The sequence below is a fragment of the Nonomuraea sp. B1E8 genome (assembly GCF_039871515.1).
Taxonomy (GTDB): Bacteria; Actinomycetota; Actinomycetes; order Streptosporangiales; family Streptosporangiaceae; genus Nonomuraea.
The window spans coordinates 263,648-287,022 of sequence record NZ_JBDPLS010000004.1 but is presented as its reverse complement, the minus strand read 5'-3'; the positions used below and the strand labels follow the sequence as shown (position 1 = coordinate 287,022).

The following is a 23,375-nucleotide window of genomic DNA, read 5'->3' as shown; positions in this document are numbered from 1 at the left end:
TCATCATCGCAGCACGGAAGATGTCAACGTTGACATATGTCAACGATGACATCGGATCCCCCCTGATAGGACAGCGCCATGAATGCACAGCTTTCGGCCGGCCTCCTCGTCACCGCGCTTCTCGTCACCGGCTGCGGCGGCAGCGGCGGGGGAAGCGACTCCGCCGCCCCCAAGGTAGGACTGATCACCAAGACCGAGACCAACCCGTTCTTCGTCAAGATGAAGGAGGGCGCGCAGAAGGCGGCCCAGGCCGGCGGCATGGAGCTGATGAGCGCGGCGGGCAAGTTCGACGGCGACAACGCCGCCCAGATCACCGCCATCGAGAACATGGTCGCCGCCGGCGTGAAGGGCATCCTCATCACCCCGAGCGACACCAAGGCCATCGTCCCGGCCATCAAGAAGGCGCGCGACGCGGGCGTGCTCGTCATCGCCCTCGACACCCCCACGGAGCCGCAGGAGGCCACCGACGCGCTGTTCGCCACCGACAACCTCAAGGCGGGCGAGCTGATCGGCCAGTACGCCAAGGCCGCCATGGCCGGCAAACCCGCCAAGATCGCCACTCTTGACCTCGCCCCCGGCATCACGGTCGGCAAGCTGAGGCACGACGGCTTCCTGAAGGGGTTCGGCATCCAGGAGGGCGACCCGTCGGTCGTCTGTTCCCAGGACACCAGGGGCGACCAGGCCAAGGGCCAGACCGCGATGGAGAACTGCCTGCAGAAGGCCCCCGACATCAACCTCGTCTACACCATCAACGAGCCCGCCGCGCTGGGCGCGTACACGGCGTTGAAGGCCAAGGGCCGCGAGAAGGAGGTGCTGATCGTCTCGGTGGACGGCGGCTGCACCGGCGTCAAGGCCGTGCAGTCCGGGCAGATCGCCGCGACCAGCCAGCAGTACCCGCTCAAGATGGCCGAGGACGGTGTCAAGGCGGTGGCCTCGTACGCCAAGGGCGGCCAGAAGCCCTCCGGCTACACCGACACCGGCGTCACCCTGATCACCGACAAGGCGGCCGACGGAGTCGAGGCCGAGGACACCGCCTTCGGCCTGGCGAACTGCTGGGGCTGATCGTGGCCGTGATGGAAGCGTCGCTGCCGCGCCGCCTGATCAGCACCCCCGTCGCGGGCCCGCTCGCCGCGCTCCTGCTGGCCTGCCTGTACTTCGGCCTGAACACCGACCAGTTCTTCACCGGGACGAACTTCTCGCTGATCATCCAGCAGGTCATGGTGGTCGGCACGCTGGCCATCGGGCAGACCCTGATCATCCTCACCGCGGGCATCGACCTGGCCAACGGCGCGATCATGGCGTTCGGCGGCATCGTGATGACGAAGCTGGCGGTGGACAGCGGCCTGCCCCCGCTGCTCGCGGTCGCCGCCGGGCTCGCGGTCTGCGCCGGGTTCGGGCTGGTCAACGGGCTGCTGGTGACGCGGATCTCGCTGCCGCCGTTCATCGTGACGCTCGGCATGCTGAACGTGGCGTTCGCGCTCACCCACATCTACTCCGGCGAGCAGACCGTCACGGACCTGCCGCCGCTGCTGACGTTCCTCGGTCAGACGTTCCAGGTCGGCCAGACGAACGTCACCTACGGCTCGCTGCTGACGATCCTGCTGTTCCTGCTGTTCGCGTACCTGCTGGGCTCGACCGCGTGGGGCCGGCACGTGTACGCGCTGGGCAACAACCCCGAGGTGGCCCGGCTGACCGGCATCAGGACGCGGCGGCTGACCGTGGGCGTCTACACGCTGGCCGGCTTCGTGTACGGCATCGCGGCCCTGCTGCTCGTCTCGCGTACCGGCGTGGGCGACCCGCAGGCCGGCCAGACCGACAACCTCGACAGCATCACGGCGGTCGTGCTCGGCGGCACCAGCCTGTTCGGCGGCCGGGGCATGGTGCTGGGCACCCTGGTCGGAGCCCTCATCGTGGGGGTGTTCAGGAACGGCCTGCAGCTGATGGGCGTACCGTCGATCTACCAGACGCTCATCACGGGCATCCTGGTGATCCTCGCCGTCGCCGTCGACCAGCTCTCCCGCAGGAGGACCCGATGACCGCACCCGTGCTCCAGGCGCGCGGCCTGGTCAAGAAGTACGGCCACGTGACCGCGCTCGACGGCGCCGACTTCGACCTGATGCCCGGCGAGGTGCTCGCGGTCATCGGCGACAACGGCGCCGGCAAGACCAGCCTGATCAAGGCGCTGACGGGCGCGCTGCAGCCGGACTCCGGCGAGATCCTGCTCGACGGGAAGCCGGTGCGGTTCCGCGACCCGCTCGACGCCCGCAGGCACGGCATCGAGACCGTCTACCAGGACCTCGCGGTCGCGGCCTCGCTGGACATCGCGACGAACATGTTCCTCGGCAGGGAGCTGCGGAAGCCGGGCATCCTCGGCCGCGTCTTCCGGATGCTCGACAAGAAGCGCATGCGCGAGGAGTCGGCCAGGCACATGGCCGAGCTCAAGATCGGGCTGCGCTCGCTCACCCAGCCGGTCGAGTCGCTGTCGGGCGGGCAGCGGCAGGGCGTGGCCGTGGCCAGGGCGGTGGCGTGGGCCACGAACGTCGTGGTGATGGACGAGCCCACGGCGGCGCTCGGGGTCAAGGAGTCCGGCCAGGTGCTCGACCTGATCAGGCAGGTCCGCGACCGCGGCACGCCGGTGGTGCTGATCAGCCACAACATGCCGCACGTGTTCGAGATCGCCGACCGCGTCCACATCCAGCGCCTGGGCCGCAGGGTCGCCGAGATCGTTCCCGGCGACCACAGCATGGCCGAGGTGGTCGCCATCATGACGGGCGCCATCCAGCTGTCGGAGGGCAGGTCCGTGGTGACCGACAAGGACGCGGCGGAGGCGATCGGGCTGTCGTGACACGTTCCCGTACTCCGCCTGCCGCTGTGACGGGTCATTAGCATGGGCGGGATGCGGCGTCCGACGATGACAGATGTGGCGCGCGAGGTCGGCGTCACCGCCAAGACCGTCTCGCGGGTGCTCAACGACGACGGCCCGGTCGCCGTCGAGACCCGCGAGCGCGTGCTGGCGGCCGTCAAGAAGCTCGGCTACCAGCCCAACCTGATGGCCCGCAACATGCGGGTCGGCGCGCGTGACGCCGCGATCGGCCTGGTCATCCCCGAGATGGGCAACCCGTTCTTCGGCACGGTCGCGGGCGGCGTCGAGAGCGCCGTCAGGGCCCGCGGGCTGACGCTCATCGTCGGCTCGTCGAGCGAGACGGCCGCCCTGGAGGAGTCGCTGATCGCGACGTTCCTGGCCCGCAGGGTGAGCGCCCTCATGATCGTCCCGTCGGCCACCAGCGAGCACCGGCGGCTGCGCGGCGAGCGGGTGGCCGGGCTGCCGATCGTCTTTCTCGACCGCCCGGCGGTGGGCCTGACCGCCGACAGCGTGGTCAGCGCCAACCGGGAGGGCTCGCGGGCCGGCGTCGCCCATCTGATCGCGTACGGCCACCGCCGCATCGGCTTCGTGGGCGACCTGCCCGCCTCCCTCTACACCCGCCGCGAACGTTTCCAGGGCTACCGCGACGCGCTCGAGCGGGCGGGGCTGCCGTTCGACCGCTCACTGGCGGAGACCGGGCACGACCAGGATGCCGCGGCCCAGGCCACCCTGCGGTTGCTGGCGCTGAGCGACCCGCCGACGGCGTTGTTCGCGGCCAACAACCTCGCGTCGATGGGCGCGGTGGTGGCGCTGGCCCGGGCGCGGCGCACCGACGTCGCGCTGGTCGGGTTCGACGACCTGCCGCTGGCCGAGGTCCTCGACCCGCCGCTGACGGTGGTGGCCCAGGATCCGGCGGGGATGGGGGCCGCGGCGGCGGAGCTGGTGTTGTCGCGGCTGGACGGCGACCGCTCCAAGGCCCGCAGGCAGGTGGTGCCCACCCGGCTGATCGTCCGCGGCTCCGGCGAGCTCCCACCGCCCCCGTGACGTCCGCCCTTCTCAGCGAACGAGCACGTGACCGCGGCCCCTTGAAAGCGCCGGTGACCGGCCGGCCGGGCCGCTTCGCGCCGCGCGGCCCGGCCGGTCGGTCGTCAGTGGCGGACCGTGAACCGTCCCGACAGGGGCCCGAGGTCGACGGTGTACGTGCCGGGCTCGCCACGCCGTACGTCGAACGAGACGCGCCCGCTCTTGTCCGGCCGCAGGGACAGGGTCCTGCTCTGGTCCTCCTGGCCGTTCACTCGCAAGACGGCCGCGTACTCGCCGGCCCGCTCCCCCACGTTCTTCACCTGGGCCCGCACCCGTACGCGCCCCGACCGGGAGTGCTCCGGGGTGATCTTCAGGTCGCTCGGTGCGAACAGCGGCTCGGGGCCGGGGGTCAGGTCGTGCACGAAGACGTCGGAGCGGTGGTTGGTGTCGCCTTCGACGAGGTTCCCCGCGGAGCTCTCGAAGGCCACGTACCTTCCATCGGCGCTGATGGACGGCATGTCGGCCCCGCCGTCGCCCTCGGCTCCCTTGGGAGCTCCTGAGATCTTCCTGCTGGTGCCGGCCGCGACGTCGCGGACGAACACGTCGTTGGACCTGTTGGTGTCTTCTTCGACGATGTCGTCGGCGAGACTGTAGAAGGCGACCAGGCTCCCGTCGGCGCTGAGCGACGGCGCGAACGACATGTTGGAGGCCTCGCCTCCGTCCTTGTTCGCCGACACCAGCGTGGACTTGCCGGTCGTCAGGTCCTGGACATAGATCTGGCCGAGCCCGACGCCGTTGGTGAAGGCCAGCGCGTTGCCGTCGGCGCTGAGCACCGGGGACCTGGTGTCGGTCTCCGGGTGCGGGGACACGACCAGCTTGAGCGCGCCGGTTTCGCGGTCAAGGACGAAGACGTCCGTCTCGCCGTTGTCGTCGCCGGGGACGAGGCCGTCCGCGTCGCTCTGGAAGGCCACGAAACGGCCGTCGGCGCTGATGGACGGCTCGCGGGACTGGTCGGCCGCCTGCGAGCCGTCGTGGGCGACGGAGATCCGCTCGGTCGTGCCGGCCTGGCGGTCGCGCAGGAAGATGTCGGCGCGGCCGTTCGTGTCGCCGGGCACGAGGTTGGCGGCGTCGCTGACGAAGACGGCGAACCGGCCGTCCGACGAGAAGTCCGGCGCGCCGGAGAGCCCGTCGCCCTGGGCGCCCTCGGACGACAGGGAGATCCGCTCGGTCGTGCCGGTCTGCCGGTCGCGCACGAACGCGTCGGTCTGCCCGTTCGTGTCGCCGGGCACCAGGTTGGTCGACCCGCTGGTGAAGCCGACGAACCTCCCGTCGTGGCTGACCGTCGGCGACAGGGAGAACGAGTCGCCCAGGCCTCCGCCGGTCGGCACCGACACCCGCTCGGTCGTCCTGGTCCGCAGGTCGGTGGCGAAGATGTCCAGTTCGCCGTTGGTGTCCTCGTCGCTGACGAGGTTGGAGGCGAAGCTGGCGTACACCACGACGTTCCCGTCCCCGCTCAGCTCCGGCCACCACGTCTCGTGGTTGGCCTGGCGGCCGTCGGTACCCAGCGACACCCGTTCGGTGCCGGGACGCCGTGGGAGGGTCAGGTCGGTGGTGTTCCTTCCTCGGCCGACGCTCGTCTGCGCGGGCTCCGAGCGTGAGATGCCGGGGGCGTTCGCGGAGACGCGGTAGTCGTCGCCGTAGGGGACGTCCTTGATGGTGTAGCGGCCGTGCTTGTCGGTGGTGGCCGACAGGTCGTCGGGCACGTCGAGCACCGTGACCGTGGCGCCGGGCACCGTCGACCCGGTCGGCCCGTAGGTCACCCGCCCGGACAGCGTGCCCCAGTTCGTACGCTCCAGTTTCATACGCTCGTCGGAGAGGTGGCCGGCCCGGACGCGTACGGTCTCCGTGCGGTCCTCGTAACCGAACCGGGACAGCGTCAGGCGGTGCTGTCCCTCGGGCAGTCGCAGCTCGAAACGCCCGTCCTCGCCGGTCTCGACGCTGCGCCCGTCCGTCCTGGCCACCTTCACGCCGGCCAGCGGCCCGCGGGTGCGCTCGTCGGTGACGACGCCGCGCACGCCGCTTTCGAGCGCGGCCTCCGCGACGGCGGCGTAGGCGTCGATCCGGCCGGCGCCGACGCGGGGGTTCGGGCGAGGGCCGTACCGGTCGTCGGAGACGGCCGTGCCGGTCAAGATGTCCAGCGCGGCGTCCACGGTCAGGTCAGGACGGGCCTCCATCATGAGCGCGACCGTGCCCGACACGTGCGGCGTGGCCATCGAGGTGCCGTTGAGCGCCTGGTACCCGCCCCCGGGCATGGACGACAGCACGTCGACGCCGGGCGCCGACACGTCGGGCACGACGTACGAGTCCGGCCACTCGGGCGGGGCGTCGACCCAGTCGGTCCGGTCGACCACCCCGCCGCAGGAGAAGTCGGGCACGTTGTCGTCGGCGTCGGTCGCGCCCACGGCCACGGACTCGTACACGTTGCCCGGGCTGCCCGACGAGCCGGGGCGGCAGTTGTTGCCGATGGCGAACGACGGGAACGCGCCCGCGTAGTAGATGTTCCTGGCCGGCTGGATCATCTCGTCGGCGTAGCCCTCGCCGCCCAGCGACATGCTGACGATGTCGGCCGGCTCGCCCACCTTGGTCCCGTCGGCCGAGAACGGCGCGATCGCCCACTGCATGCCGGCGATCACCTGGGCGAAGGTGCCCTGCCCGCCGGGGATGACCAGGGCGCCCATCAGGCTGACGCCGGGCGCCACGCCGATGCGGGTGCCGGAGGCGTCGCCGCCCGCGATCGTGCCCGCCACATGTGTCCCGTGAGAGCTGCTGTCGTGCGGCTCCGAGGCCACCGGCATGCCGTCACGGCCGAACTCGATCCAGCCGCCCGGATGCCTCGGGTCCGAGGGGTCGGCGGTGACGAGCTTGCCCTGCAGGTCGGGGTGGGTGATGTCGATGCCGGTGTCGAGCACGGCCACGTGCACGCCCTTGCCGGTGAGCCCGCGCTCGCTGTTCACCCGGTCGGCGCCGATCTTGGCGATGCCCCACGTGGAGGCTCCTGCGGCCTTGGTGGTGGCGCCCTTCCCGGGGTCGGGCGCGGTCAAGGTGAAGTTGGGGATGATGCGCTCGACCGTCTCAAGCTCCGCCAGGGCGTTCAGCGTGCCCTGCGTGGCCCGTACCAGGACCATGTTCTTCAGCCAGAAGGTGTTGACCACCTGGTCGCCGCGTGAGGTGACGAGCCGGACCACGGGGTTCTGGCTGGCCTCGGCGCTGCGCCGCAGCGTGTCCCGCGCCTCGGCGCGGGACACCGGCGCGCCGGGCGGCGTGTGGGGGACTCGCAGCACGACGGCCGCTTCGACGCGCGCGTCGGCACTCTTGAGCTGCGCGGTCAGCTTCTGGTCGATCTTCGGTGCGGCCTCCGGATCCGCGGTACGGGTCTCCGCCGCGGCCGGGCCCGCTACCAGCGCGCCGAGCATGACGGCCGGTAACAGTGAGGCGAGCAGGCGACGCGTGGCGGATCGTCGGGAGGATGGCGGCATGGTGCTCCTTCGGTGCTGTGGCCACGGGGGCCGATGGTGCACCTGGAACGCTGACATCTCCCGACATTTCCTGACAAGATCGATGTGTGACGAATTTCCGCCATATGACGTGATCCCGACATTCAGAAGGAGCGGCGTGCTCGAGGCCATCGGACTCAGGCCCCAGGACGAGGAGGTGTACGACGCCCTGGTCCGCCGGACGCAGGCGACGGTGACCGAGATCGTCGGCGACTGCCACCTGCCCGCCACGGCCGCGCGGCGCATCCTGCAGTCGCTGGTGGAACTCGGGCTGGCCACCCGCTCGGTCGGCCGGCCCACCCGCTACGTCGCGGTCTCGCCCGACAGCAGCCTGGAGGCCATCCTGCGCGAGCGCGAACGCGAACTGGACGGCGTGCGCGCGCACATCAGGTCGCTGATGGACGTCTACCGAGCCGGCACCCGCTTCGCCCACCCCGGCGAGCTGATCGAGGTGGTCTCGGGCCGCGACGAGGTCAACCACCGGTGGGTGCGGATGCAGCAGGACACGCGGGCGCAGATGCGCGGGTTCGACCGGCCGCCGTACGCCGCTCCGCAGCAGCACACCGAGTCGAACCCGATCGAGCTCAACCTGCTCCGGCGCGGTGTGAAATATCGCGTCATCTACGACACCAGCGTGCTGGAACTCCCCGGCTGGCTGGAGGACGTGACGGCCGGAATGCGGCACGGGGAACAGGCCAGGATCGCCGCCGGCCTGCCGATGAAGCTGGCCATCTCCGACGACCGGCTCGCCATCATCCCGCTGCTGCGGGCCGGCGACGACGCGGTCACGGCGTCGTACCTGATCCACCCGTCACCGTTGCTGGACGCCCTGGTGGCGTTGTTCGAGGCGCTGTGGGAGCGCAGCGTGCCCGTCCGGATGACGGCGGGGGTCGGGGAGTTGTCCGACGACGAGGAACGGCTGCTCACGCTCCTGGCGTCGGGCGCGACGGACCGCGCGGCCAGCCGTGCGCTGGGATGGAGTGAGCGAACGGTGCAGCGGCACATCACGAAGCTGATGCGGCGGCTGGGCGCGCGAACCCGCTTCCAGGTGGCGATGGAGGCGACCCGGCGCGGCTGGATCTGAACCGTTCGGGTGATGTGCCGGCGAAGCCGAGAGCCGGCTCCCCTCGGCAGTCGGGAGCGCGTCAATGGTCGCGAGGATGTTCCGCGTCCGACGGCGGCACCTGGAGGGCCGCCGGGCGCGCCGGCGCGGGGTCGGTGACCGAGAACCACACGACCTTGCCGCCGTCGGCCGCCCGCACTCCCCAGTCGTCGGCGATCGCCGCGACGATCCGCAGGCCCCGCCCCGACGTCGCGTCGGGCCCCGGCGAGCGCGGGCGCGGCACGCCGTCGCCGGGGTCGAACACCTCACCGTAGACGCGGTCGTCGCGGTCCTCCAGGCGGAGCGCGTACGCCGACCCGCCGTACAGCACGGCGTTGGTGACGAGTTCGCTGACGATGATGAGGCAGTCGTCGATCAGGTCGTCGTGGCCCCATGCGACCAGGTCCGCGCGGACCAGGGCGCGCGCCTCCCCGACGCCGGCCGGCACCGAGGGCAGCAGGTGCTCCGCCGTCCGGATCGGCGTCGCGGGCGGGGACCCGTGGCGGAGGGGCATGCACATCACATCTCTCGGCTTTTTGGGAGCGCTCCCATACTACGGTAAGCTCTTTCCGCACGGATGGGAATCCGTGACGGCACACATTGTTGCCAATCCGTGTCCAGCCCGGATCTCGCCTGCGCGGCGACGGTCATTCGGCGGGCAGCGTACGGTAGCCGTTCCAGACGAACCGGGCCGTGGTCACCGCGTCGTCGCCGTCTCCCGTGATGAGCTGGTGGATCGCGATCCCGTCCAGTTCCCGATATTCGCACCACTCGTGGTCGGACGTGAGCACCAGATCCAGCCCCAGATCGACCAGCAGGTCGAACACCTGCCCCCGGTTGGTCCTGTCGACCCCCACGAACACCTCGTCGAGCAGGATGAAGCGCGGGCACCCCGGATCGGTCTGGTAGTGCGCGGCCACGGCGGCGAACAGCGGCAGGTGCAGGGCGATGGCCTTCTCCCCGCCGGACAGCGCCCCGTGCAGCTTCCTGGTCAGGTCCTGCCAGCCCTGCCCGTCGCCCCGCTCGAGCCTGACCACGAAACGGTGCCAGGAGGTGTAGTCGAGCACCTTCATGAGCTGGTCCTCCCAGCTCGCCGACGAGTCGTCGGCCCGCGCCTCCTCCACGCGGTCCCTGAAGAAGACGTAGAGGGCCTCCTTGTCGGCCTCGCTCAGCCCGGCGGGATCGCGCAGCAGCAGGTCGCGGGCGGCGCGGGTGCCGGGCGACTGCGCGGGATCGACCTGCCACACCAGCCGCACGGCCACCCGCGAGGCGGTGCGGACACGTTCGAGGCGCTGGTTCATGCCCTCGACCAGCGCACTCGCCTGCCTGATGCGGTCGGCCAGGTGCCGGCGCGTGTCACCGGCCAGCGTCCGGTCGAACAGGTCGCGCTCCGCCTCGGTGATGTCGGAGCGCCGCTCGTCGCGCTCCTTGCGCAGGGCCGCGCTGAGAGCCGCGGCCCCCGCCCGCACGCCGCTCACGGTGGCGGTCAGCATCTGCACGTCGTCGTCGGGCGCCAGCTCCAGGTCGGCCCGGCCGGCGAGGACCTCCCTGGCGTGGTGGAAGGCGTCCTGCAGCCGCGCCTCGGCCTCCCTGACGTTCTTCTGCTCGTACGGCACGGCCGCCAGCTGCTCGGCGACGGCCCCGGCCGACTCCAGCACCGCCCTGGCCCCGGAGCCCGCGGGCGGCTCGGCCGTCACCCGCGCGTCCGCCGGCAGGTGGCCGGCCGCCAGCCGCCGGAACCGTTCGCACACCTCGTCGCGCGTCCGCCCCGCCTCGGCGTGCTTCTCCTCCGCCGTGCCGAGCTCTCCCCTGAGCCGGCCGAGCCTGGCGTTGAGCCGGGCCAGGCTCTCGTTGACCGACTTGATGAGCCGGCGGCAGGCCTGGTAGGCGGCCTGGGTCTCCTGGAGTTGTTCGAGCATCTGGTGGTGCTCGGCGCCGACGGCGGACTCGACGGCGGTCAGCTTCTCCGCCAGGACGACGGCGGCGGCCGCGGCCTGCTCGGCGCGTTCGACGGCCGCCACGGCCAGAGCCTGGTATTCGCGGGCGGTCTCGCGCGCGTGCCCGGCGCGTTCCCTGGCGGTGCGGGCGGCGGCGCGCCGGTCGTGCCAGACGGTGCCGGTCATCTCCGCGGCGCGCAGCGCCTCCTCCAGGTTGTCGAGCGCGGGTGCGCCCGTGGGCAGCGCGTGGCTCGCGGCCAGCTCGGTGAGCCGCCGCAGTGATGTGGCGACGTCCCGCTCGCGCTCGTGCAGGCGCTGCTCGCAGGCGTGGAGCCGGTCTTCGAGCAACGCGACGCCTCGTACCGCGCCGTCGAGCTCCTGGACCGCCTCGGCGTACGGTGTCCTGTCGGGCCTGCGCCGCAGTTCGGCGGCGAGCGTGTCGCGGTCGCCCTCGACGACGGCGAGCAGGTGGTCGCACTCGGCGATCGTGCCCGCGAGCTCGCCGAGCCGGTCGTCCAGCTCGGCGATGCGGCGGCGCCTGGCCCGCTCGCGGGCGGTGGCGCCGATGTAGGCGGGCTCGGGCTTGACCCAGCGGCCCGCCGCGAGGCCGAGCCGCCACGTGCCGTCGGCGCCGATGACCGCCGGATGGTCGACGCCGATCGCGCTGGGCGCGAACGCGATGCCGGACAGCACGGTGTCGGCGGGCACGGGCGAGTCCGCCTCCGTGAACAGCACGTGCGCGAGGCTGTAGCCGGGGGCGGGCTTGGCCAGCGAGGCCACGGCGAAGGCGTCGTGCTCGCCCGCGTCGAACCCGCCGTCGGGCAGCAGCCACAGGTCGAGCAGGCCGGCCGCTTCGAGCGCGGCCTCCACGCCCGCCTGGGCGACCGGGTCGAGCCCTGACCTGAACGCCACGGCCCGCCACAGCGGCGCGCCAGGGCGGCCCTGCCGGCTCGCGGTACGGGTGGGCGGGGCGGGGGGCGCCAGGACGGTCTGGTCGTTGAGGCGTTCGCGCTCCTTGGTCAGGTCGGCGCGCTCGGCGACCAGCCGGTCGCGCAGCCCCGTCAGGTGCTGCTCGCGGGCGGCGTAGCGGACGGCCGCGGCGGTGCGGGCGGCGCCGACCAGCTCGTCCGCCTGCTCGGACCCGGCCGGCTCGGCCGCCTCGCCGGGATCGAGCTTGAGCTGGGTGCAGCCGGCGGCCCACTCGGCCAGGGCCGTGGCCAGGTCGCGGGCCCGCTCGTCGCGCAGGCGCTCGGCCTGGTCGTGGGCGGCCCTCGCGGCGGCGAGGTCGTCCCTGGCGACGTCGCGGTCCTGCTCGGCGGTGGCGCGGCGGTCGATCGCCTCGTGGTGGTCCGCGATCCCCGCCCTGACCTCCCTGATCTGGGCGGCCCTGCTGGACACGGCGGCGCGCAGCAGCTCCCGCGCCCTGCGCACGTCCTCCTCGCCGTCCGGCCCGCCCGGCGGAGCGCCGGCCGCCTCGCCGCCGGGCCCGTCCCCGAGCTCCGCGCGGGCGTCGCGGGCGGCGGCGCGTGCGCTCTCCTCGTGGACGCCGAGCAGGCCGGCGCGTTCGGCCGCTCTGCGGGCCTCGCCCCTGGCGCGGCCGGCCAGCGCGGCGGCCGTGCGGGCGCCGTCCTGGGCCAGGGCGGCCAGCTCCTCCTTGGCGGAGGAGGCGCGGGCCGCCGCACCGGCCTGGTCACGCAGCCGGGCCGCCGTCTCGTGCGCGGCCTGCGCCTCCGTACGCAGCCGGTGCAGCTCGCCGCCGGCCTGGTACGCCTCGCTCTCCTTGAGCCCTTCGATCTGGGCGGCCAGCGCCAGTTCCTGCGACTCCTCCTCCGCCAGCCGCACGGCGGCGGCGTCCAGCTCGCCCTCGGCCTCCTTGAGCGCCTCCCGCTTGGCCCGGACCTCGGCGGCCAGCGAGTCCACCGTCCGGCCGGCGGACGTCACGGCCGCGGCGGCGGCCCGCAGGACGCGCTGGGCGTACCCGCGCTGCCGGGCGGCCAGCCGGTCGGCCTCCTCCACGTCGCGGTCGAGCAGCCGCAGTTCCTCGCGCTGCCGGTCGAGCCGCTCGAAGCCCTCCGCGATCTCGTGGATCTCGCCCTCGCCGAGCGGCGGCAGCGCGCTGGACAGCAGCTCCGACAGCAGCCCGGGGTCGAGGCGTTCGGACAGCTTGGGGGTGCGGAGCTGGCGCAGCGCGGTGAGCAACGAGTCGTAGCGCTGTTCGTTGAGCCCTCGGTACAGGGTCCGGCGCACGACGGCGCGGTAGGCGTCGGCGGAGTCGTGCACCGTGCCCGACGTGCCGAGCTCGTCGGCGAGCTGGACCTTGGTCAGCGGCTGGCCGCTCTCGCCGCTGAGCCGGATGCCGTCGGGGGTGCCGACGCGGGACTCGGTCGTGAAGTAGGCGGCGGTGACGTTCTTGGTGTGGACGGTGGCCTGGAGCCGGGCGCCGCAGGTGAACCAGCGTCCGCCGGAGTGCCGGAACTCGATCCACACGTAGCCGACCCGGGTGGCGCCGGCGGCGCCGTCGCCCATGAGGTTCCAGTGCATGGTGCGTTCGGTGCCGCCGAACGTCGACAGCCTGCTCGGCTTGAGGCTGGCGTCGAGCAGGTACGGCAGCAGCAGCTCCAGGACCTTGGACTTGCCGCTGCCGTTGGGCCCGCGCAGCAGCAGCCGCCCCCGGTGGAACTCGAACACCTCGTCGTAGTAACGCCACACGTTCAGGATCCCCGCGCGTACGGGAACCCAGCGGTCCTCACCGGCCTGCGCGGTGCGCGAGGGCGTGAGCTCGGTGACTGTCATGCATCCTCCTGGACGGCCGTGCCGCGGTCGACCCGGTAGCGGGCCGCGGCGGGCAGGGCGGCGACCCGGTCACCCGTGCGGCGGGCCAGCCCGAACATCGTGAGCACCTCCAGCGCGTCGGCGGCCAGCCGCGCCCCGCCGCCGTCGGACTGGTACGCCTTCGCCCACTGCGGGAAGCGGCGCAGCAGCCCGCCCGCCTCGGCGTGGAGCCGCCGGGCGGTGATGGGCCCGGCCGAGACGAGCAGGTCGAGCAGCAGCAGGGCGGCCACCTTGGCGTGGCTGCCGTCGTCGGGGAACCGGGTGTCGGTGGCGGTGCCGTCGGGGTCGATGAGCAGGAACCCCTCGGCGCGCTCTTCGAGCACGAAGCCGGCCTCCTCGGCGGCGCGGCGCAGGATCCGGCGGCCGGTGAGCGAGGCGGCGTAGCCGGACTCGGCGGAGGTCAGGTCGGCGCGGTAGACGACGGGCTCGTCGAGCAGCCGGCGGACGAGCGAGTGGCGGGCCCTGAGGGTGCGCTGGGTTTCGGTCGGCTCGTCGGCGCCGTAGCGGGACTCGGCGACGAGCGCCGCGGTCAGCTCGGCGAGCGTGCCGGAGCCCGCCTGCCCGGCCGCGATCCTCGACGGCGGCACGGGCGCGGCGAGCAGCCTGATCACGCGGGTGGTGTCGACCCGGTAGAGCACCTTGGCGTCCTCGTCGTCCAGGTAGGAGTCGGTCGCGCCGTCCATGACGGTGATCGCGCCAAGGTGTTCGAGCAGCTTGAGCGCATCGACGAGGGCGGCCCGCTCGGCGGCCTTGACCGGGTCGAACACGGGCACGTCCGGCTCGACGGCGGCCGCCTGCACGACCCGCTGGGCGAGCATGCCGATCGTGGTGACCGGCGAGGTGAGCAGCTCGGCCGCGCACAGGCAGAACAGGGTGTAGCGGCGGCGGTCGAAGGGCGCCCTGGTGGCGCGGCGGCGGCGGGCGGGCCGGGTGGCGCTCGGCTCGGTCCTGACCTTGACCAGGCGGGCGTAGCCCTGGCGCGGCTCCACGACCAGCCGCCAGCCGCAGAAGTAGTCGAACCACTGGATGAGCGGCCGGCGGCGTTTCCTGATCAGGTCGAAGGCGGCGGGGTCACTCTGCCGGGACACGAGCGGCCGGCCGAGCAGGGTCCTGATCGCCCGCGCGATCTCCTCCTTCTCGGCCCTGACGAGCTGGTTGGCGAGGCTGCTCATGCGCCCACCCGGTGCTCGCCGGCCGGCCTGGCGGCGGGCGCGGCGGCGGGCGCGGCGGCGCGGGTGTCGCCGAGCGCGCGTACGTCGACGAGGTAGTCGGGACCGCGGAACCACCCTTCGGAGGTGCGCAACACCGCGACGGCCCCGTCGCCGGGCGTCCTGAGCACGATCTCGACGCGCCCGTCGGAGGTGACGGCCCGCCGGGCCCCTGTCGCGTCGGGGCGTTCGGCGAGGGCCCGGCCGAGGAGGTCGAGCAGCCGCCCGAACGCCTCGTGGTCGAGCTCCCCCAGCCGCGACAGCCGCATCGCCCCTGTGGTGGCCAGCGCCGCCCATGCGGCCTCCAGCTCGGCGCGCTCCTTCTCGGCCCGCGACCGGCGCCCGGCCCGCAGCTCGGCCACGTCGCGGACCCTGCCCGTGCGGCCCATCCGCTCGGTGCGCCCGCGCGAGCGCAGCAGCGCCGACACCTCCACGGGCTCGGCCTCCGACCAGGGGACCCCGGAGGGGATCAGCTCGGCGTCGGGGTGCCCGAGGTGCGCGTGCCGGGCCGAGCCGAGCCCGAACGCCGCGTCCCACAGCCGGTGCGCGTCGTGCTCGGCGGGCGCGGTGGCGAACCAGCGGGCCAGCGTACGGAAGTCGGCGGCGGCGCTGGAGGAGCGGCGGCGGGAGTCGGTGATCCGGTCGAGCACCTGCAACAGCGCCACGATCGCCTGCCTGGCCACGTCGTGCAGCTGCCGCACCCGCGGCACGACCCGCTCCCCGGCCCTGCGGTCGGCGCCGCCGTCGGCGCTGTCGCCGGTGCCGTCGTGGTGGGCGAACCACGACCGCAGCCCCTCCCACCTGGCCGCCCGCACCCCCAGCCACGGGGTGGCGTGGTCGGTGCCGGGCGTCCCCGGCAGGTCGGCGCCGTCGAGCGCCCGCGCGTGCAGCACGCCGACGCCGTGCTCCTCGACCTTCTCCAGGGCGGCGGCGATGGCCTCGCCGCGCTGCTCCAGGCTGGTGGCGAACTCCTGCAGATAGGTCACCATGGCGGACTTGACCTCGTGGAACGTGGCGAGATCGGCGCCTTCGAGGCGCAGCAGCCGCTGCAGCTCGCCGTTGAACCGCCTGGTGTCGGTGCGCAGCCCGTCGAGATGCCCCTCCAGCTCCCGCAGGCAGGTGAAGATGCGCCGGTTGCGCCCCGGATCGGGGTCGCGCAGCAGGACCTCCAGCTCCCCCAGCCGCTCGGCGATGGCGTCGAGCACCGCGGTCTGCAACGCGCCCGCCGAGTCCAGCGTCGCCATCGCGTGCCGCAGCCCGGCGAGCGCCGCCTCCCCGCGCCTGGTCAGCGCATAGTGCAGGTTCCTGCGCTCGTACTCCTCGGCGGTCGCGAAACCGCCGGCGTGGTTGAAGATCACGTCGAGCAGCCCCCAGCCGGCCAGCTGCTTGAGCGTGCCGGACAGGTCGTGGTCGGCGACCGGCGCGTACCATCCCACCGATCGCAGCCGCTCGTGCACCTCTTCCGAGGTCAGCGCCGTCTCGAGCCGCTCGGCGGCCTCGCCGAAGGCGCAGAGGACGGCGGTGTTCAGGTCGGCCCGCTCGGTGGTGGTGAACCGGAACATCTCCGGCGGCACCCGTGGCAACTCCGCCATCGCCCCGCTCCCCTCCCCCGCGACACACCCGCACGACTCGCGCCGGCAGCAAAGGTAGCGGCAGGACCCGGCGGACCGGCGGCTGTTTGCCCGCACATCACACGGGTACGGCGGGAGCATTGACCGGGGGGTGTGCCAGGGGGTGTGCCAGGGGGTGTGCCGGGGGGTGTGATGGCGGAGTTCGAGGCGACGCGCGGCATGCCGGCCGACAGCATGATCGTGTACGGCGTCGCGTCCGACGTGGAGATCATGGACAGGTGGCTGCCGCAGGGCCTGACGGTGACCGGCAGCGGCCCCGGCACCGTGGAGGCGGGCGGCGAGCTGGTGCCCGGCCCGGGCCCGCACGAAGGGTTGTTCCGGGCCTCGGACGAGCAGCTGCGCGTGGAGTGGGGCGGGCGCGACCATCCCGGCTACGCCGGCTGGCTGCAGGTCTCCGACGCGGCGAGCGGCACCAGCGAGGTGACCGTGCACATCTCGCTGCTCGACGAGCCCGGCTCGGGGGCCCACGCCGACGAGGTGCGCGAGCTGCTCGACCGGTCACTGGGCCAGCTGGCCGACGAGGTGCGCCGGCGCGTCGACGACGCCGGCTGAACGCGCTGACGGCTCCTGTCGCCGGCAGGCGGATGGCGTGCCGGCGCCCTGAGGCGCCACGGCGTTGACGGCTCCGTCCCACACCCGGGTGTGGGAGTGGTGAGGTTCGGGTCAACCCCGGCCGTGCCTGCGCGGCGGCGGGGGCACCGCGGGAGAGATTGGGCGGACGTAACCGGAATTTCCCGCCCGAGGAGCCCATGGAGCTGCTGCTGGTCCTCCACGCGGTGGCGGCGATCTGCGCTCCCTGGCTGGCCGCCCGCATGGGACGCGCCTCCTTCGCCGTACTGGCCGTGCCGCCGGCCGCCGCCTTCGTCTACACGCTCTGGGTGGCGGTGCGGGGGCTGCCCGCGCGGGAGGCCACCACGTGGGCGCCGGTGATACAGCTGGAGCTGGACTTCCGCGCCGACCCGCTGGCCGTGGTGATGATGGCGCTGGTGACGGGCGTCGGCGTGCTGGTGCTGGGCTACAGCGCCGCGTACCTGCCGGCGGACGACGACGGGCTCGGCCGCTACGGCGGCGTGATGGTGGCCTTCGCCGGGTCGATGCTGGGGCTGGTGACGGCCGACAACCTGCTCCTGCTGTACGTGTTCTGGGAGCTGACCACCGTCTTCTCGTACCTGCTGATCGGCTACGACCCGGTGAGCCGGGCGAGCAGGCAGGCGGCGATGAAGGCGCTGACGATCACCACGTTCGGCGGGCTGTGCATGCTGGCGGGGTTCGTGCTGATCGGTCAGGCGGCGGGCACGTACCGGGTGTCGGCGATCGCGGCCGATCCCCCGGCGGCCGGGCCGGTCGCGCTGGTGCTGGTGCTGACGGGGGCGCTGGCCAAGTCGGCGATCTTCCCGTTCAGCACGTGGCTGCCCGCCGCGATGGCCGCGCCCACGCCCGTGTCGGCGTACCTGCACGCGGCGGCCATGGTGAAGGCGGGCGTGTACCTGGTGGCCAGGCTCGGCCCGGCGTTCGGCGACGTGGCGCTGTGGCGGGCGGTGGCCGTGCCGCTCGGGCTGGTCACGATGGTGCTCGCCGGCTGGCGGGCGCTGCGCGAGACGGATCTCAAGCGGCTGCTGGCCTACGGCACGGTCAGCCAGCTGGGCTTCCTCGTGGCGCTCTTCGGCGCGGGAACGCGGGCGACCGCGCTGGCCGGGGTCGCCATGCTGGTGGCGCACGCGCTGTTCAAGGCCTCCCTGTTCCTCGTGGTGGGCATCGTCGACCACGCGGCCGGCAGCCGCGAGACGGGCGAGCTCAGCGGGGTGGGCCGGGCGATGCCCTGGGTGTGCGCGGCGGCGGCGCTCGCGGGGGCGTCGATGGCGGGTCTGCCGCCGCTGGCGGGGTTCGCCGCCAAGGAGGCGGCGCTGGAGTCGCTGCTGGACGCGCCGTTCGCGCTGGCGGGCGTGGTGGCCGGGTCGGCGCTGACGGCGGCGTACACGCTGCGCTTCCTGTGGGGGGCGTTCGCCGCCAAGCCGGGGGTGGCGGCGCGGCCGGTGCACCGCGTGCCCGCGGCCATGTTCGTCCCCACCGCGCTGCTGTCGGTGCTGGGGCTGGCGCTGGCGCCGGCGGCCTCCTGGTACGCGAGCGCGATGTCGGCCTACACGGGGGCCTTCCGCGATCCCGGCCACGAGACCCACCTCGTGGTGTGGAGCGGGTTCGGCCTGCCGCTGTTGTTGTCGGCCGCGGCGCTGGCCGCCGGCGTGCTGCTGTTCGCGGCCAGAGAGCCGGTGGCCAGGGTGAGGGCGGTGCTGCCCGTGCTGGACTCCAGCCAGGTCTTCTGGATCGTCCTGCGCGGGCTCGACCGCTTCGCCATCCAGCTGACCGGCTTCGTGCAGCGCGGCTCGGTGCCCGACTACCTGATGCTCACCATGCTGGCCACGGTCGGCGTCGGCGTGTTCTCCGTCGCCTACGGAGGTGCGCCGCGCCTGGACGTGCCGGTCGTCGCCTGGCAGCGGCCGGAGCAGCCCGTCATCACCGTGCTGGTCGCGGCTACGGCCGTGCTGGCGCTGCTCGCCCGCGCCTCCATCTTCCTGGCCGTCGTCGTCGGCATGCTGGGGTACGGGACCGCGCTGCTGTTCCTCGTGCACGGCTCGCCCGACCTGGCGCTCACCCAGTTCCTGGCCGAGACGCTGCTCCTGGTGGTCTTCGCCCTGGTGCTGCGGCGGCTGCCGGTCGACCCGGGCAGGGGGCGGCTGCCGTTCCCGGTCAGGATCGCGCTCGGGCTGGCCGTGGGGGTGGTCCTCACCGGCGCGGGCATGCTCGCGAGCAGCGCGCGCGACGTCGATCCGGTCGGCGCGCACATGGCGATGGCGGCCGAGGAGGCGGGCGCCCGCAACATCGTCACCGCGCTGATCGTCGACATCCGCGCCTGGGACACCCTGGGCGAGAGCACGGTGCTCGTCGTGCTGACCCTGGGCCTGACGAGCCTGGTGTTCCTGCGGCGCAGGTCGTACCAGATCGAGCCGGTGGAGGCGGAGCACCCGCCGGCGGAGCCGCACTGGCTGGCCTCCACGCTTCCGCGCGGGCAGCGGGTGCTGGCGTTCGACGTGGTGGCCAGGCTGACGTTCCACACGGTGCTGCTGCTCTCGGTGTTCCTGCTGTTCGTCGGGCACAGCGGGGTCGGCGGCGGGTTCGCCGGCGGCATCGTGGCCGGGCTGGCGATCGCCGTGCGCTACCTGGCCGGCGGGCGGAACGAGCTGGCCGTGGCGGTGCCGGTGCACGCGGGCGTGCTGATGGGCGCCGGGCTGACGCTGTCGGCGGGCACGGCGCTGATCGGGCTGCTGTTCGGCTCGGCGGCGCTGGACATGCTGGCCACGGACGTGAGCGTGCCGCTCGCCGGGCACGTGCACCTGTCCACCGGGCTGCTGTTCGACCTCGGCGTGTACCTGTCGGTGATCGGCATGGTGCAGGACGTGCTGCGCGGCCTGGGCGCCGAGCTGGACCGGCAGATCGACGCCGGGGAGATCTCGTGACCGTCTCCCTGGCGCCGTTCCTGGCCTGCCTCGTGATGATCACGACGGGGGTGACGCTGCTGCTGGAGCGGAGCCTGGTACGCGCGCTCGCCGGCGTCATCGTCCTCGGCAACGGCGTGAACCTGCTGATCGTCACGGCGGGGAGCAGCGCCGGCGGCCCGCCCCTCCTGGGGGTCACGCCGCCCGCCAGGATGGCCGATCCGCTGCCGCAGGCGATGGTGCTCACCGCCATCGTGATCACCATGGGCGTGACGGCGTTCCTGCTGGCCATGGTGCACCGGACGTGGCAGCTGACGGGGTCCGACGAGGTGCAGGACGACACCGAGGACCGGCGCGTGCGGCTGCTCTCTCGGCGCGGCGAGCTGGGCGACGCGGTCCGGCGCAGGGTGGACGACTACCGCCGGCTGCTCGTGCGGCAGCGGGCCGAGCTGGCGAACCTGCAGGCCGAGCAGGCCGAGCGGGAGCGGCTGCAGGAGGCCGACCTGGAGCGGCGCCTGACCCGGGTGCACGACGAGCTTGAGGACTGGATGCGCCAGGGCCGGGAGCAGGGACTGTCGGAGGAGGAGCTGCACCGGCGCTTCGAGGAGGTCGGGCTGCGGGAGGAGGCACGGGCGGGCGACAACCTCGCGCGCATCGAGGAACTGCGCGGCGAGCACGCCCGCCGGCGGGCGGCCCAGGCGGCCGAGGTGAAGGAACTGCGCAGGAGGTTGCGGGTGCGGCAGCGGGAGGCGCGCAGGCAGATGCGGGCGGCCATCAGGGAGGAGCGCGAGCGCCAGGCGCTCGCGCAGGACCCCGACCTGGAGGGGGACGACTGATGGAGCGCCACTCCGACGCGGAAAGGGGCTGAGCGTGGTGCCCTCCCTGCCCGTGGAGAGCCTCATCTGCGTGCCGGTGCTGCTGCCGCTGCTGGCGGCCGGGGTGAAGCTGGCCATCGGCGGCCGGCTGCGACGGCTGCAGTCGGTCATCAGCCTCGTCACCCTCGGCCTGTCGCTCGCCGTGTCCGTGGTGCTGCTGGTGGCGGCCGAGTCGCGCGGCCCGCTGGTCACCTCCCTGGGCGGGTGGCCGTCGCCGGTCGGGATCTGCCTGGTCGCCGACCGCCTCTCGACCCTGGTGCTGGTGATCTCGTCGGCGGTGACGTTCTGCGTGATGGCGTACTCGGTCGCCAACGCCTACGACGAGCAGGAGCACGACGCTCCCATGGCGATCTTCCATCCGGCCTTCCTCGTCATGGTGGCCGGGGTGGCGGACGCGTTCCTGTCCGGCGACCTGTTCAACCTGTTCGTGGCGTTCGAGCTGCTGCTGAGCGGTTCGTACGTGCTGCTCACGTTCGGCGGCACCGAAGCCAGGATCCGGGCCGGGGCGACGTACACGCTGATGGCCCTGGCCTCGTCCATGTTGTTCCTGGTGGCGCTGGCCGTCACCTACGGGGCGACGGGGACGCTCGCGCTGGCGCAGCTCGCCGAGCGGTTCCCGTCGCTGCCCGAGGACGTGAAGCTGCTGCTGGAGCTGACACTGCTGCTGGCGTTCGCGATCAAGGCGGCGATCTTCCCCATGTCGGCGTGGTTGCCCGACTCCTACCCGACCGCGCCGACTCCGGCCACGGCCGTGTTCGCCGGTCTGCTCACCAAGGTCGGCGTCTACTCGATCATCCGGCTGGAGGCGCTGCTTTTCCCCGGCGGCCCGGTGTCGACGCTGCTGATGTGGCTGGCGCTGGCCACCATGCTGGTGGGCGTGCTCGGCGCGGTCGCGCAGACCGACCTCAAGCGCATGCTCTCGTTCACGCTGGTCAGCCACATCGGCTACATGGTGTTCGGCGTGGCGTTGTCCACGCGGGCCGGGCTGACCGGCGCGATCTTCTACGTGGTGCACCACATCACCGTGCAGACGAGCCTGTTCCTGGTGACGGGGATGATCGAGCGGCGTTTCGGCACGACGTCGGTGACCAGGCTCGGCGGCCTGATGAAGGCCACGCCGCTGATCGCGGTGCTGTTCTTCGTGCCGGCCATGAACCTGTCGGGCATCCCGCCCATGTCGGGTTTCCTGGGCAAGCTGCTGCTGGTGCAGGCCGGGCTGGCGGCCGGCGGCTGGCAGGCGGGCCTGCTGGTGGCCGCGAGCCTCGTCACGAGCCTGCTCACGCTGTACGCCCTCGCCAAGGCCTGGAACAGGGCGTTCTGGAGCGCTTCGCGCGCCGAGCGGGTGGGCACGGTGGTGGAGAGCGAGGAGGACACCGGCGAGGACCCGACGGTGACCACGACGTCGCTGCCGGCGGCCCTGACCGTGTCGGTGACGGCACTGGTGGCGCTCGGCCTGTCGTTCACGGCGTTCGCCGGGCCGCTGTCGGCGCTGGCCGGGCGGGCGGCGAGCGAGCTGATGGAGCGCGAGCCGTACATCACGGCGGTCCTGGGGAGGGAACGGTGAACCTGAACGTGCTGGCGCCGCGGGTGTTCGGCAGGCGGGTGCCGCTGCCGCTGGTCGCCTGGCTGACGCTGGTGTGGACGGCGTTGTGGGGGGACGTCAGCGCCGGCAACCTGCTGGGCGGGCTGGCCGCCGGGATCGTGGTGACCTGGCTGCTGCCGCTGCCCGCCGTGGACCCCGGCATCAGGGTCAACCCGGCCGGCCTGGTGCGGTTCCTGCTCTGGCTCACCGCGGAGGGGGTGGTCTCGACCCTGCGGGTGGTGTACTGGGTGGTCCATCCGGGCCCGCCGCCGACGCAGGTCGTCCGCGTGCGGATGCGCACGTCGTCGGAGTCCATGGTCGTCCTGACCATGGTCGCGATCACCTCCTTGCCCGGCAGCCTGGTGGCGGAGCTCTACCCCGAGGAACACGAGCTGGCGGTGCACGTGCTGGGGCGCCCCGGCGATGTCACCGAGGCCGTGCGGGCCGACATCACCGCGCTGGAGAGGCGCATCGTGGAGGCCTTCGGCACCCGGGCCGACAGGGAGGAACTGCGGTGAAGGCGGTGTACCTGGTGGCGATCGGCCTGCTCGGCTGCGGGGCGGCCGCCACGCTCTTCCGGCTGTGGCGCGGGCCCTCGATGCTCGACCGGGCCGTGGCCCTGGACGTGCTGACGGCCATGGCGATGTGCGGCGCGGGGGCGTTCGCGGTGGTCATGGACGACTACTCGGACCTGCCGATCCTGCTGGTGCTGTCGCTGCTGGGGTTCGTCGGCTCGGTGTCGCTGGCCCGCTTCTTCTCGGGGAGGTCGCGGTGAGCGCGCTCGACGTGGCGGCGGCGGCCTTCCTGCTGCTGGGGTCGGTGCTGGCGCTGGCGGCCGGCGTCGGCCTCGTACGGTTCCGCACCACACTGGATCGTATGCACGCCGGCACGAAACCGCAGGTCCTGGGCGTGCTGCTGGTGCTGCTCGCCATGTGGCTGCACCGTCCCACCTGGGCGACCGCCGGCCCGCTGCTCCTCGCCGGGATCTCCCAGGTGATCACCGTGTCGGTCGCGGCCTACATGGTGGCCAGGGCGTCCTACGCCCGGGGGTCGTCGGCGCCGCCCGGCGACGGCTCGTCGGCGCCGCCCGGCGACGCATCCGTCGACTGATCCGACCTGGTCAGCGCCGGCTGGCCGAACCGGGTCCACGACGCCGGCAGGGCCGGCACGCCCGCGGTGGCCCCGGCCGGCGCGGCGTCGAACAGGTAGTCGATCACGAACATCCTGGCCGTGGTCATCGACGCGGCCAGGGCGAGCGCGCCGGCCAAGCCGTAACG

18 protein-coding genes are annotated in these 23,375 nt (G+C 73.1%); 12 read left to right on the top strand and 6 right to left on the bottom strand.

Translation table 11 applies throughout. The annotated features are described in order from the left end of the window. The first annotated feature begins 78 nt into the window (after window positions 1-78). The 4 genes from ABGA98_RS16285 to ABGA98_RS16270 are packed head-to-tail and all read left to right on the top strand — an operon-like array spanning window position 79 to window position 3,907. Window positions 79-1,062: a sugar ABC transporter substrate-binding protein gene (locus ABGA98_RS16285; protein ID WP_347619131.1), complete on the top strand. Its 984-nt coding sequence runs from the start codon at window positions 79-81 to the stop codon at window positions 1,060-1,062. 11 nt (window positions 1,063-1,073) lie between these two features. After that, a complete protein-coding gene (locus ABGA98_RS16280; protein ID WP_347619130.1) occupies window positions 1,074-2,036 on the top strand; it encodes an ABC transporter permease in 963 nt (320 codons plus the stop codon). Beyond that, window positions 2,033-2,845, top strand: a complete 813-nt coding sequence (locus tag ABGA98_RS16275) for an ATP-binding cassette domain-containing protein (protein WP_347619129.1) — start codon at window positions 2,033-2,035, stop codon at window positions 2,843-2,845. The genes ABGA98_RS16280 and ABGA98_RS16275 overlap by 4 nt, the downstream gene beginning before the upstream one ends. A 51-nt stretch (window positions 2,846-2,896) precedes the next feature. Further along, on the top strand, window positions 2,897-3,907 hold the full coding sequence (locus ABGA98_RS16270; protein WP_347619128.1) for a LacI family DNA-binding transcriptional regulator: 1,011 nt from the start codon (window positions 2,897-2,899) through the stop codon (window positions 3,905-3,907). Between the two features lie 104 nt (window positions 3,908-4,011). Here the strand turns inward: ABGA98_RS16270 and ABGA98_RS16265 are convergent, their stop codons facing one another. Next, a complete protein-coding gene (locus ABGA98_RS16265; RefSeq protein ID WP_347619127.1) occupies window positions 4,012-7,422 on the bottom strand; it encodes a S8 family serine peptidase in 3,411 nt (1,136 codons plus the stop codon). Window positions 7,423-7,558: 136 nt separating this feature from the next. Here ABGA98_RS16265 and ABGA98_RS16260 point away from each other — a divergent pair, with 136 nt between their 5' ends. Continuing rightward, a complete protein-coding gene (locus tag ABGA98_RS16260; RefSeq protein WP_347619126.1) occupies window positions 7,559-8,524 on the top strand; it encodes a helix-turn-helix domain-containing protein in 966 nt (321 codons plus the stop codon). Between the two features lie 61 nt (window positions 8,525-8,585). Here ABGA98_RS16260 and ABGA98_RS16255 read toward each other — a convergent pair whose 3' ends face one another. The 4 genes from ABGA98_RS16255 to ABGA98_RS16240 form a co-directional block, all read right to left on the bottom strand. After that, window positions 8,586-9,056, bottom strand: coding sequence for an ATP-binding protein (locus tag ABGA98_RS16255; protein WP_347619125.1), 471 nt, complete (start codon window positions 9,054-9,056; stop codon window positions 8,586-8,588). A 133-nt stretch (window positions 9,057-9,189) separates the two neighbouring features. Then, a complete protein-coding gene (locus ABGA98_RS16250; protein ID WP_347619124.1) occupies window positions 9,190-13,272 on the bottom strand; it encodes a TIGR02680 family protein in 4,083 nt (1,360 codons plus the stop codon). Continuing rightward, window positions 13,269-14,483 carry a TIGR02678 family protein gene (locus ABGA98_RS16245; protein ID WP_347619123.1) on the bottom strand — a complete coding sequence of 405 codons (1,215 nt, stop codon included), beginning with the start codon at window positions 14,481-14,483 and terminating at the stop codon, window positions 13,269-13,271. The genes ABGA98_RS16250 and ABGA98_RS16245 overlap by 4 nt, the downstream gene beginning before the upstream one ends. Next, on the bottom strand, window positions 14,480-16,111 hold the full coding sequence (locus ABGA98_RS16240) for a TIGR02677 family protein (RefSeq protein WP_347619122.1): 1,632 nt from the start codon (window positions 16,109-16,111) through the stop codon (window positions 14,480-14,482). The genes ABGA98_RS16245 and ABGA98_RS16240 overlap by 4 nt, the downstream gene beginning before the upstream one ends. A gap of 171 nt (window positions 16,112-16,282) precedes the next feature. Here ABGA98_RS16240 and ABGA98_RS16235 point away from each other — a divergent pair, with 171 nt between their 5' ends. The 7 genes from ABGA98_RS16235 (at window position 16,283) to ABGA98_RS16205 (ending at window position 23,208) form a co-directional block, all read left to right on the top strand. After that, window positions 16,283-16,702 (top strand): SRPBCC family protein, encoded by a 420-nt coding sequence (locus tag ABGA98_RS16235; protein ID WP_347619121.1) that lies wholly within the window; start codon window positions 16,283-16,285, stop codon window positions 16,700-16,702. A gap of 197 nt (window positions 16,703-16,899) precedes the next feature. After that, the gene (locus ABGA98_RS16230) at window positions 16,900-19,662 is read left to right on the top strand and encodes a Na+/H+ antiporter subunit A (RefSeq protein ID WP_347619120.1); all 2,763 of its coding nucleotides are present in this window, start codon (window positions 16,900-16,902) and stop codon (window positions 19,660-19,662) included. Further along, window positions 19,659-20,477, top strand: a complete 819-nt coding sequence (locus ABGA98_RS16225) for a Na(+)/H(+) antiporter subunit C (protein WP_347619119.1) — start codon at window positions 19,659-19,661, stop codon at window positions 20,475-20,477. Before ABGA98_RS16230 ends, ABGA98_RS16225 begins: the two co-directional genes overlap by 4 nt. 34 nt (window positions 20,478-20,511) lie before the next feature. Then, on the top strand, window positions 20,512-22,080 hold the full coding sequence (locus ABGA98_RS16220; RefSeq protein ID WP_347619118.1) for a Na+/H+ antiporter subunit D: 1,569 nt from the start codon (window positions 20,512-20,514) through the stop codon (window positions 22,078-22,080). Further along, a complete protein-coding gene (locus ABGA98_RS16215) occupies window positions 22,077-22,616 on the top strand; it encodes a Na+/H+ antiporter subunit E (protein ID WP_347619117.1) in 540 nt (179 codons plus the stop codon). Before ABGA98_RS16220 ends, ABGA98_RS16215 begins: the two co-directional genes overlap by 4 nt. Continuing rightward, the gene (locus ABGA98_RS16210; protein WP_347619116.1) at window positions 22,613-22,873 is read left to right on the top strand and encodes a monovalent cation/H+ antiporter complex subunit F; all 261 of its coding nucleotides are present in this window, start codon (window positions 22,613-22,615) and stop codon (window positions 22,871-22,873) included. Before ABGA98_RS16215 ends, ABGA98_RS16210 begins: the two co-directional genes overlap by 4 nt. Continuing rightward, window positions 22,870-23,208: a monovalent cation/H(+) antiporter subunit G gene (locus ABGA98_RS16205; protein WP_347619115.1), complete on the top strand. Its 339-nt coding sequence runs from the start codon at window positions 22,870-22,872 to the stop codon at window positions 23,206-23,208. The genes ABGA98_RS16210 and ABGA98_RS16205 overlap by 4 nt, the downstream gene beginning before the upstream one ends. Here ABGA98_RS16205 and ABGA98_RS16200 read toward each other — a convergent pair. Beyond that, window positions 23,136-23,366 (bottom strand): hypothetical protein, encoded by a 231-nt coding sequence (locus ABGA98_RS16200; protein ID WP_347619114.1) that lies wholly within the window; start codon window positions 23,364-23,366, stop codon window positions 23,136-23,138. The two genes, ABGA98_RS16205 and ABGA98_RS16200, sit on opposite strands and share 73 nt — an antisense overlap. Window positions 23,367-23,375 lie beyond the last annotated feature (9 nt).

Excerpts from the sequence above, each read along its gene's own strand:
- ABGA98_RS16285 (WP_347619131.1), top strand. The coding sequence starts at position 79 with ATGAATGCACAGCTTTCGGCCGGCCTCCTCGTCACCGCGCTTCTCGTC.
- ABGA98_RS16250 (WP_347619124.1), bottom strand. The coding sequence starts at position 13,272 with ATGACAGTCACCGAGCTCACGCCCTCGCGCACCGCGCAGGCCGGTGAG.
- ABGA98_RS16240 (WP_347619122.1), bottom strand. The coding sequence starts at position 16,111 with ATGGCGGAGTTGCCACGGGTGCCGCCGGAGATGTTCCGGTTCACCACC.
- ABGA98_RS16275 (WP_347619129.1), top strand. The coding sequence starts at position 2,033 with ATGACCGCACCCGTGCTCCAGGCGCGCGGCCTGGTCAAGAAGTACGGC.
- ABGA98_RS16230 (WP_347619120.1), top strand. The coding sequence starts at position 16,900 with ATGGAGCTGCTGCTGGTCCTCCACGCGGTGGCGGCGATCTGCGCTCCC.
- ABGA98_RS16245 (WP_347619123.1), bottom strand. The coding sequence starts at position 14,483 with ATGAGCAGCCTCGCCAACCAGCTCGTCAGGGCCGAGAAGGAGGAGATC.
- ABGA98_RS16270 (WP_347619128.1), top strand. The coding sequence starts at position 2,897 with ATGCGGCGTCCGACGATGACAGATGTGGCGCGCGAGGTCGGCGTCACC.
- ABGA98_RS16235 (WP_347619121.1), top strand. The coding sequence starts at position 16,283 with ATGGCGGAGTTCGAGGCGACGCGCGGCATGCCGGCCGACAGCATGATC.
- ABGA98_RS16280 (WP_347619130.1), top strand. The coding sequence starts at position 1,074 with ATGGAAGCGTCGCTGCCGCGCCGCCTGATCAGCACCCCCGTCGCGGGC.
- ABGA98_RS16265 (WP_347619127.1), bottom strand. The coding sequence starts at position 7,422 with ATGCCGCCATCCTCCCGACGATCCGCCACGCGTCGCCTGCTCGCCTCA.
- ABGA98_RS16255 (WP_347619125.1), bottom strand. The coding sequence starts at position 9,056 with ATGCCCCTCCGCCACGGGTCCCCGCCCGCGACGCCGATCCGGACGGCG.